Here is an 8,302-nt window from a genome sequence, read left to right on the forward strand (position 1 = left end):
CTTGCCGTGTGCGCAGGACAGCGCACACGAGCAAGGCGCGACCGAGCTTACATGGACGTACTTGCAGCGTCCCCCGCCATCTGCCCCCTCCCCGCCATCCCACGGAATGCAGGCTGTTGCTGTTGCTGTTGCTGTTGCTGTTGCTGTTGAGGTTGCCGGCCAGCGGCCGGCATTACCGCGGGTGCAGGGCGCAGCCCTGCCGAACACCCCCGCCTACATTCTGCTTACGAACGACTGACATTGTGCTCATGGTGCATGGGCCACGCTGTAGCTCGGTGTTTACAGCGAGGATGCATGGTGGTCTGGCAACAGCTGCAGCAGTACCTGTGGCCGATCGGCAGCGCCCTGGTGGTTGGCGGCCTGGGAGCTTGGGCCGTACTGGCCCTGTACCGTCGCCTTCGCGGGCGTGACCGGCGCCGTGCGCGCATCGGCCGGGTGATCGGACCGCCGCTGGCTCTTGCACTGCCCCTGCTGTTGCTGGTGCCGGCGCTGCAGACCACGCCATTGCCGGAACACACGCTCGATCAACTGCTGCGCGTGCTGCACATCGCCCTGACCGCCTGCTTCATCTGGTTGCTGGTGCGCGGCGTTGCGGCGGGTGAGCGGGCGATCCTGCGCAGCCACCCGATCGATGTGTCGGACAACCTTGAAGCGCGCCGCATCCAGACCCAGACGCGAGTGCTCAGCCGCGTGCTGATGGGCGGCATCATCGTGCTCGGTGCTTCGCTGGTACTGCTGACCTTCCCGATGGTGCAGAAGATCGGCACCGCACTGTTGGCGTCGGCGGGCCTGATCGGCCTGGTGGCGGGTATCGCCGCCAAACCGGTGTTCGGCAATCTGATCGCCGGCCTGCAGATCGCGGTGACCCAGCCGATCCGACTCGATGACGTGGTGATCGTCGAGGGCGAATGGGGGCGCATCGAAGAGATCGGCAGCAGCTACGTGGTAGTGCGCATCTGGGATGAGCGGCGGATGGTGGTACCGCTGACCTGGTTCATCGAGCACCCGTTCCAGAACTGGACACGACGCAGTGCCGACCTGCTCGGTACGGCGTTCCTGTGGCTGGACTACCGTGCGCCGATCGCGGCGATACGTGCCGAGCTGGAACGCATCTGCCAAGGCCAGCCGCTGTGGGATGGACGGGTGTGCGTGACGCAGGTGACCGAGACCAGCGAGCGCGCGATCCAGGTGCGGCTGCTGGTCAGCGCGCGCAGTTCCGGTGATGCATTCGACCTGCGCTGCCTGGTGCGCGAACGCATGCTGGATTTCCTCGCACGCGAACATCCGCAATCGTTGCCGCAGGTGCGCGCGCGCCTGCAGCGGGACGATGAGCTGGATATGCCGCGGATGCGGCGTGCAGGCAGCGCCGATGTGCGTTCACCCGGTGCGGAGGATGGTGAGGCGGCCATCGCGCCGGCGGAGCCGCGCCCGGAATGGTAGCGCCGGGCCATGCCCGGCGGATTGCAGAGTGCCGCTGCGCTCGCCGGGCACGGCCCGGCGCTACCATCCATTGGGTCAGGGGTCGCCGGATTCGATCAAGGTATCGGTATCGAAGTGCGGTGGGCGCCGGGCGCGCGTGCGCTGCTCATACGCGTAGGCCATCTCGATCAGCTTCGGTTCGCTCCAGGCCGTGCCCATGAACAACAGCCCCGCCGGCAGGCCATCGATCTGGCCCATCGGCACGCTCAGGCTGGGGTAGCCGGCGACGGCGGCGACGCTGTAGCTCTCGCCGGGGAAGTCATCGCCGGTGCTGCGCAGGGGCCAGGCCACACCGGTCGTCGGTGCGACCAGCGCATCCAGCTTCTGCGATGCCAGCACGGCGTCGATGCCTTCCGGGCCCGCCAGTCGCCGCGCATCGCTGCGCGCGCGGATGTAGACGGGATCGCCCAGGCCTGGAGTCGCCTGGGCTTCCAGCAGCAGCTCCTGGCCGAACAGCCCCAGTTCCTGGCCTTTGTGTGCCTGGTTGAAGGCGATCAGCCCGGCCAGGCTGCGCAGTGGCGCCTGGTAGGTGTTGAGGTAGCGCTCCAGACCCGCCTTGAATTCGTACAGCAGCACGATGCGCTCGGCATCGGCCCAGGCGCCCTGGTTGGGTAGTTCCACCGGCACCACCACGGCGCCGGCGCGGCGCAGTTCAGCGACAGCCTGTTCAACCAGCGGTGGCATCCCGCGATATTTCAGCAATGGTGTCTGCAGCAGGCCGATGCGCTTGCCGCGCAGGCCCTGCGGATCCAGCCGTGCGGTGTAGTCGTAGACTGCGCGGCCGGGCATGGTCGCAGTGGCGGGATCGGCGTCATCGCGGCCAGCGATGGCGGTCAGCACGGCGGCGGCGTCGGCGACGCTGCGGGTCATCGGGCCCGCGGTGTCCTGGCTGAAGGAGATCGGGATGATGCCTTCGCGGCTGACCAGGCCGACGGTCGGTTTCAGGCCGACCACGCCGTTGATCGCTGCGGGGCAGACGATGCTGCCATCGGTTTCAGTGCCGATGGCCACGCTGGCCAGGTTGGCGGCCACGGCCACCGCGCTGCCGCTGCTGGAGCCGCAGGGCGAATGACTGAGGCGGTAGGGATTGCGGGTCTGTCCGCCGCGCGCGCTCCAGCCGGAGATGGAGTCGTTGCCGCGGAAGTTGGCCCACTCGCTGAGGTTGGTCTTGCCCAGCACCACTGCGCCCGCTTCGCGCAGGCGCCGGACCAGGTAGGCATCGCCGGGGCGGAAGCCCTGCAGGGCCAGCGAGCCGGCACTGGTGGCCATCGGTGCGGCGTTGATGTTGTCCTTCAGCAGGATCGGGATGCCATGCAGGGGGCCGCGCAGGCGGCCGGCACGGCGCTCCTGGTCGCGCTGTGCGGCTTCCTTGAGGGCATCGGGGTTGAGTTCGATCACCGCGCGCAGGCGTGGCCCGGTGCGGTCCAGGGCGGCGATGCGCTTGAGGTAGGCGCCGGTCAGGGTGACGCTGTCGAGCTCACCGGCGACCATCCGCGCCTGCAGGTCGGAAACTTCGGTCTCGGCGTAGGGGAAAGGCATAGAGCTGTTGCCGGGTTCACCGGCATGCGCGGTGGACGCGGCCGGGCTGCAGCCAGCAGCGAGCCCCGCAGGCAACGCGGTGATCAGGAAGGACAGGAGGGGCGGCAAGGACAGGCGCATGGGGCAGCTTCGACGGCTCCGATCCCCAGTGTAGCGGCTGCTCAGCGACGGCGCTTGCGCAGGTCGCGCGCCAGCACGTAGACGACGATCAGGTTGATCGCCAGCACCGTCCACGAGGCCCAGCCGGGATGGCGGACGATCGCGTAGATATCGAAGGGCAGATAGATGGAGGCGGTCAGGCAGCCCAGCCAGGAAGCCCATGCCTTGGCTTTCCAGAGGCCCCAGGCCTCGACCAGGTGCAGCAGGCCGTAGCCGATCATCGCCGCCGCAGCCAGGTGCACCGCGTCGGGACTGATTGCATTCAACAGCGAGGGCAGGGTGCCGTGATCCGGGTCCAGGCTGAAACGCCGGATCAGGGCATTGACGCCGTCGCGAAGCGGCTGCGGGCCGAGGATTTCCAGCCCGGTGGCCGCCAACAACGCCAGCATCGCCTTGCTCGCTTCGAGCAAGGCGATGACATGGAGGCCCGGATGCCGGTGTGGATCCGGGTTGTAGCCGTTCTGGCTCACGGTTCGCTGGATCAGCCGCCGCGCGAGTTCTTCTTGCGGTCGCTTTCGGTCAGGAACTTCTTGCGCAGACGGATCTCCTTCGGGGTGATCTCGACCAGCTCGTCGTCTTCGATGAAGTCCAGGGCCTGTTCCAGCGAGTACTTGATCGCCGGGGTCAGCTGGATCGCATCGTCCTTGCCCGAAGCACGCATGTTGGTCAGCGGCTTGGTCTTGATCGCGTTGACGGTCAGGTCGTTGTCCTTGGAGTGGATGCCGACCAGCTGACCTTCATACACGTTGTCGCCTTCAGCAGCGAACAGCTTGCCGCGTTCCTGCAGCGGGCCCAGCGAGTACGCGGGGGTGGTGCCCGGCGCATTGGCGATCATCACACCGTTGATGCGCTTGGCGATGGCGCCCTGTTCCTTCGGACCGTAATGGTCGAACACGTGGAACAGCAGGCCCGAGCCCTGGGTGAGGGTCTTGAACTCGTTCTGGAAGCCGATCAGGCCACGGGCCGGGATCTGGTATTCCAGGCGCACACGGCCCTTGCCGTCCGATTCCATGTTCTTCAGCTGGCCCTTGCGGGTGCCCAGCTTTTCCATCACGCCGCCCTGGTGGACTTCTTCGATGTCCACCACCAGCTGCTCGATCGGCTCCATGGCCTGGCCGTCGATCTGCTTGATGATCACTTCCGGGCGCGACACGGCCAGCTCGTAGCCTTCACGACGCATGTTCTCGATCAGCACCGACAGGTGCAGTTCGCCACGGCCGGAGACCAGGAACTTGTCGGCGTCTTCCAGCTGTTCGACCTTCAGGGCCACGTTGTGGACCTGCTCGCGGTCCAGGCGGTCCTTGATCTGGCGGCTGGTCAGGAACTTGCCACCGGACAGGTCCTTGTTGCCGGCGAACGGCGAGTTGTTGACCTGGAAGGTCATCGAGATGGTCGGCTCGTCGACGGTCAGTGCCGGCAGGGCTTCCGGGGTTTCCGGGTGGCACAGGGTGTCGGAGATGGTCAGCTCCGGAATACCGGAGATGGCGACGATGTCACCGGCTTCGGCGGTGTCCTGCTCGATGCGCTCCAGGCCCAGGAAGCCCAGCACCTGGGCGACCTTGCCGTTGCGCTTCTTGCCTTCACGGTCGATCACCGCGACCTGCATGTTCTTCTTCAGGGTGCCGCGCTGGATGCGGCCGATGCCGATCACGCCCACGAAGTTGTTGTAGTCCAGCTGGCTGATGCGCATCTGGAACGGACCTTCCGGGTCCACTTCCGGCTTCGGCGCGTGCTGCATGATCGCTTCGTACAGCGGGGTCATGTCGCCGTCGCGCACGGTGTCTTCCAGGCCGGCGTAGCCGTTCAGGGCCGAGGCGTAGACGATCGGGAAGTCCAGCTGCTCATTGGTGGCGCCGAGCTTGTCGAACAGGTCGAAGACCTGGTCGATCACCCACTCCGGACGCGAGCCCGGACGGTCGACCTTGTTGACCACGACGATCGGCTTGAAGCCCATCGCGAAGGCCTTCTGGGTGACGAAGCGGGTCTGCGGCATCGGGCCGTCCATCGCGTCGACCAGGATCAGCACGGTGTCGACCATCGACAGCACGCGCTCGACCTCGCCGCCGAAGTCGGCGTGTCCGGGGGTGTCGACGATGTTGATCCGGTTCTTGATACCGGTCTTCTTGTCTTCCCAGGTGATGGCGGTGTTCTTGGCCAGGATGGTGATGCCGCGTTCCTTTTCCTGGTCGTTGCTGTCCATCACGCGCTCGGCGAGGACGGTACGCTCGGACAGGGTGCCGGACTGCTTCAGCAGCTGGTCGACCAGGGTGGTCTTGCCATGGTCGACGTGAGCGACGATGGCGATGTTGCGAAGGTTTTCGATGGACATACGAAAGGGGGCCAGTCGGCGCCGGATTTGGAAAAAGAAGTCCAACATTATACGTCGAACTTGACGATTGGCGAAAACCTGGATTTCAGGACTGCTGAGGCCCCCATTCAGCCTGCCCCCCGGCGCTGCCCGTCCGCAGGCTGAAGACCCTGCCTGCGCACATGGTCGAAGCCGCCCATGCCACGGGGGAGGTGTATCCTTATGGGGCTGATTACACACCCCGCATCCCAAGGATCTGCATGTCCCTCATCGCCACTTTCGACACCACCCAGGGCCCGATCAAGGTCGAGCTGTTCGCCGACAAGGCGCCGCTGACGGTCGCCAACTTCGTGAACCTGGTCAAGCGCGGCTTCTATGACGGCCTGATCTTCCACCGCGTGATCCCCGATTTCATGATCCAGGGCGGCTGCCCGCAGGGTCGTGGCACCGGCGGCCCGGGCTACAAGTTCGAAGACGAGAAGAATGGTGTGAAGCACCAGATCGGCTCGCTGTCGATGGCCAACGCCGGCCCGAACACCAATGGCAGCCAGTTCTTCATCACCCACATCAAGACCGATTGGCTGGACGGCAAGCACACCGTGTTCGGCCAGGTCCTGGAAGGCCAGGCGATCGTTGATTCGGTCAAGCAGGGCGACGTGATCCATTCGATCACCCTGGAAGGCGACACCGACGCCGTGCTCGCCGCCCAGGCAGAGCGCGTGGGTGAGTGGAACAAGATCCTCGCCGCCTGATCCAATGCCCGGACGGCCCCCTGCAGAGGGGGCCGTTTCCATGTTGCGGCCGCCCCGCCAGGCCTGTCCCCGCCCGCGCGGCCATCTCCCACAACGCTACTTAGCTTCTTAGCAGAGGAAATCCCCATGAAAGCACCTGTTCGTGTTGCCGTGACCGGCGCCGCCGGCCAGATCGGCTACGCCCTGCTGTTCCGTATCGCCTCCGGTGAAATGCTGGGCAAGGACCAGCCGGTCATCCTGCAGCTGCTGGAGCTGCCGGTCGACAAGGCCCAGGCTGCCCTGAAGGGCGTGATGATGGAGCTGGAAGACTGCGCGTTCCCGCTGCTGGCCGGCATGGTCGGTACCGACGACGCTGAAGTCGCCTTCAAGGACGCCGACATCGCCCTGCTGGTCGGCGCACGTCCGCGCGGTCCGGGCATGGAGCGCAAGGATCTGCTGCTGGAAAACGCGAAGATCTTCACCGCCCAGGGCGCCGCACTGAACAAGGTCGCCAAGCGTGACGTGAAGGTGCTGGTGGTCGGCAACCCGGCCAACACCAACGCCTACATCGCCATGAAGTCGGCGCCGGACCTGAACCCGCGCAACTTCACCGCCATGCTGCGCCTGGACCACAACCGTGCGCTGAGCCAGCTGTCGACCAAGCTCGGCAAGCCGGTCGCCGGCATGGAGAAGCTGGTGGTGTGGGGCAACCACAGCCCGACCATGTACCCGGACTACCGTTTCGCCACCGCCGATGGTGCGTCGATCGCCGATGCGATCAACGACCAGGAGTGGAATGCCAACACCTTCATCCCGACCGTCGGCAAGCGCGGCGCGGCGATCATCGAAGCCCGCGGCTCGTCCTCGGCAGCTTCGGCGGCCAACGCAGCGATCGACCACGTGCGTGACTGGGTGCTGGGCAGCAACGGCAAGTGGGTCACCATGGGCGTGCCGTCCGACGGTTCCTACGGCATTCCGGAAGGCGTGATCTTCGGCTTCGCGGTCACCACCGAGAACGGCGAGTACACCCTGGTCAAGGATCTGCCGGTCGACGACTTCAGCCAGAAGTACATCGACAAGACCCTGGCCGAGCTGGAAGAAGAGCGCGCCGGCGTCGCCCACCTGCTGGGTTGATGCGGTCGGTGCCGGCACCCTGCCGGCACCTTTCCATCAGGGTAGGTACCGGCCGTTGGCCGGTACGCAGGAAACGGGGAGGCTTCGGCTTCCCCGTTTTCGTATGGAGTACCTGGCAACGACATGATCCTTCTGCATTACATCGACGACGCGCTGCTGGTGGCCGAGAAGCCGGCCGGCCTGCTGTCCGTGCCCGGCCGCTCGGCGGAGAACCAGGACTGCGTGGTCGCACGGCTGCAGGCGGTGTATGCCGATGCGCTGACCGTGCATCGCCTGGACCAGGTCACCTCTGGCCTGCTGCTGCACGCGCGCGGCAAGGACATGCAGGTAGCGCTGTCGATGCAGTTCGAGAAGCGCCAGGTGGGCAAGCGTTATGAAGCCATCGTGCAGGGGCTGCTGGAAGATGATGCCGGTGAAGTGGACCTGCCGCTGATCGTCGACTGGCCGAACCGGCCCAAGCAGATGGTCGACCACGAACGCGGCAAGCCGGCACTGACCCGATGGCGGGTACTGTCGCGTGACACCGAGGCGCAACGCACGCGCGTTGAACTGGAACCGGTCACCGGCCGCAGCCATCAACTGCGCCTGCACATGGCCAGCCTGGGTCATCCGATCGTCGGCGACGTGCTGTATGGCGCAGAGGCCGCGCAGCGCGTGTGCCTGCATGCGCGGAAGCTGCAGTTCACTCATCCGGTGACGGGCGAGGCGCTCGCGTTCGAGTCTGCGACTCCGTTCTAGAAGGGTAGGGTGTTCGGCAGGGCTGCGCCCTGCACCCTGTACCCGCGGTAGCGCCGGCCGCTGGCCGGCAACCTCAGCAGCAACAGCAACAGCAACGGCAACAGCAACAGCGGGGTTCCGTGGGATGGCGGGGCGGGTCCGGTTGCGGGGGACGCCGTAAACCCATCCATGGGGGCTTGGCCGCGGCATCTATGCCGCGGACACCCCCGCAACC

7 protein-coding genes are annotated in these 8,302 nt (G+C 66.1%); 4 read left to right on the forward strand and 3 right to left on the reverse strand.

The window, feature by feature from the left end; genetic code table 11:
• Positions 1 to 294 precede the first annotated feature (294 nt).
• Positions 295 to 1,440, forward strand: a complete 1,146-nt coding sequence (locus tag AC3WTC_RS20295) for a mechanosensitive ion channel family protein (protein ID WP_492712407.1) — start codon at positions 295 to 297, stop codon at positions 1,438 to 1,440.
• A 75-nt stretch (positions 1,441 to 1,515) separates the two neighbouring features.
• On the opposite strand, the gene AC3WTC_RS20300 is transcribed toward AC3WTC_RS20295, so the two are convergent.
• The 3 genes from AC3WTC_RS20300 to typA are packed head-to-tail and all read right to left on the reverse strand — an operon-like array spanning position 1,516 to position 5,506.
• A complete protein-coding gene (locus AC3WTC_RS20300) occupies positions 1,516 to 3,138 on the reverse strand; it encodes an amidase (RefSeq protein ID WP_223481998.1) in 1,623 nt (540 codons plus the stop codon).
• Between the two features lie 41 nt (positions 3,139 to 3,179).
• Complete coding sequence (locus AC3WTC_RS20305; protein WP_025879438.1) at positions 3,180 to 3,647, reverse strand: DUF2127 domain-containing protein; 468 nt, start codon at positions 3,645 to 3,647, stop codon at positions 3,180 to 3,182.
• 11 nt (positions 3,648 to 3,658) lie between these two features.
• Positions 3,659 to 5,506, reverse strand: a complete 1,848-nt coding sequence (typA, locus tag AC3WTC_RS20310) for a translational GTPase TypA (RefSeq protein WP_025879437.1) — start codon at positions 5,504 to 5,506, stop codon at positions 3,659 to 3,661.
• 239 nt (positions 5,507 to 5,745) lie between these two features.
• Between typA and AC3WTC_RS20315 the strand changes: the two genes are divergently transcribed.
• From AC3WTC_RS20315 to AC3WTC_RS20325, 3 genes are all read left to right on the forward strand, one after another.
• The gene (locus AC3WTC_RS20315) at positions 5,746 to 6,237 is read left to right on the forward strand and encodes a peptidylprolyl isomerase (protein ID WP_025879436.1); all 492 of its coding nucleotides are present in this window, start codon (positions 5,746 to 5,748) and stop codon (positions 6,235 to 6,237) included.
• 126 nt (positions 6,238 to 6,363) lie between these two features.
• Positions 6,364 to 7,350: a malate dehydrogenase gene (locus AC3WTC_RS20320; protein WP_025879435.1), complete on the forward strand. Its 987-nt coding sequence runs from the start codon at positions 6,364 to 6,366 to the stop codon at positions 7,348 to 7,350.
• Between the two features lie 123 nt (positions 7,351 to 7,473).
• Positions 7,474 to 8,088: an RluA family pseudouridine synthase gene (locus AC3WTC_RS20325; protein ID WP_180831516.1), complete on the forward strand. Its 615-nt coding sequence runs from the start codon at positions 7,474 to 7,476 to the stop codon at positions 8,086 to 8,088.
• The last annotated feature ends 214 nt before the right edge of the window (positions 8,089 to 8,302 follow it).

It is taken from the genome of Stenotrophomonas sp. FW305-C-20-S1 (assembly GCF_058783335.1).

Bases quoted from the DNA above. Each gene is read 5' to 3' on its own strand.
- AC3WTC_RS20300 (WP_223481998.1), bottom strand. From the start codon at position 3,138: ATGCGCCTGTCCTTGCCGCCCCTCCTGTCCTTCCTGATCACCGCGTTG.
- AC3WTC_RS20320 (WP_025879435.1), top strand. From the start codon at position 6,364: ATGAAAGCACCTGTTCGTGTTGCCGTGACCGGCGCCGCCGGCCAGATC.
- AC3WTC_RS20315 (WP_025879436.1), top strand. From the start codon at position 5,746: ATGTCCCTCATCGCCACTTTCGACACCACCCAGGGCCCGATCAAGGTC.
- AC3WTC_RS20325 (WP_180831516.1), top strand. From the start codon at position 7,474: ATGATCCTTCTGCATTACATCGACGACGCGCTGCTGGTGGCCGAGAAG.
- AC3WTC_RS20295 (WP_492712407.1), top strand. From the start codon at position 295: ATGGTGGTCTGGCAACAGCTGCAGCAGTACCTGTGGCCGATCGGCAGC.
- typA (WP_025879437.1), bottom strand. From the start codon at position 5,506: ATGTCCATCGAAAACCTTCGCAACATCGCCATCGTCGCTCACGTCGAC.